The organism is Micromonospora sp. NPDC005163 (assembly GCF_053599835.1).
Genome location: NZ_JBSFYP010000170.1, coordinates 1 through 1,123, shown reverse-complemented (window position 1 = coordinate 1,123; position 1,123 = coordinate 1). Strand labels below are relative to the sequence as shown.

The window sequence follows — 1,123 nt, the reverse complement described above, 5'->3', positions numbered from 1 at the left end:
TACCTGAAGGCTGGCACGTCTTCAGGCGTTTGCCACGTGTACGAGGGCAGACGCGTTCGCTCGACGGAGGGATTGCTCGTCGCGCTCGTGTGTCTTGGGCACGTCTGCTGACGGCGTCGAGCCACACCTGGTACCCGAGGCGTCGCCGTGGAGAGAATGGCGCTGCGGCAAGTACATCCGGGAGGGTCGATGACCACAATGTCCGGCAAGGTGTGTCTGGTGACCGGCGGGACCAGCGGGATTGGCCGGGAGACGGCGGCCCGGCTGGCCGAGCTGGGGGCCACCGTGGTCGTCGTCGGGCGCGACGTCGAGCGAGGGCGAGCGGCCGTCAAGGAGATCCGGCATCGGGCGCCCAGCGCCGAGGTGGACCTCCTGACGGCCGACATGTCGAGCCTGGCCGAAGTGCGCCGACTGGCCGCCGAGGTGCTGGAGAAGTACCACCGGCTCGACGTGCTCGACAACAACGCCGGTGTGATCATGCTCAAGCAGCAGTTCACGGTCGACGGCTACGAGACCATGTTCGCCGTCAACCATCTGGCGCCGTTCCTGCTGACCAGCCTGCTGCGGGAACGGCTGGTAGGCAGCGCGCCGGCCCGCGTGATCACGGTTTCGTCCAATGTGCATCGCTCGGCCAAGCAGATTCCCTGGGACGAACTGGCCCGCGGCGAGCCGAGCTACCCGCTGTCGAAACTGGCGAACATCCTGTTCACAGCCGAGCTGGCCAAGCGCCTGACCGGCACCGGCGTGGTCGCCAACTGCCTGCACCCGGGCCTCATCCGCACCCAGTTGGGCCGCGAGGTCCGCGGCGTCGCGAAGCTCCTCGTCGCGGCCGCCAAGCCCTTCATGGGTACCGTCCAGACCGGCGCGGCCACCCCGGTCCACCTGGCCAGCGCCCCAGAGGCGGCCGAGGTCACCGGAGGCTACTTCTTCCGCGGCAAGCAGATCGAGCCGAGCTCCCTGGCCCGCGACCCCGAGGCGGCCGCGCGTCTATGGACCCTCAGCGAGGAGCTGGTGGCGTAAGCCGAGCCAAGATCGTCGCCATGTGGCGCGCTCGCCAGACTTGTGATCAATGGCCTGCTGAGCGGCGTACGGACCGTGACGATCGACGTGAGCCGCAGCACCG

At 68.7% G+C, this 1,123-nt stretch carries 1 protein-coding gene; it reads left to right on the top strand.

Features of this window, described 5'->3' with window-relative positions; genetic code table 11:
• Positions 1–189 precede the first annotated feature (189 nt).
• On the top strand, positions 190–1,020 hold the full coding sequence (locus ACWD6N_RS37775) for an SDR family oxidoreductase (protein ID WP_350945555.1): 831 nt from the start codon (positions 190–192) through the stop codon (positions 1,018–1,020).
• The last annotated feature ends 103 nt before the right edge of the window (positions 1,021–1,123 follow it).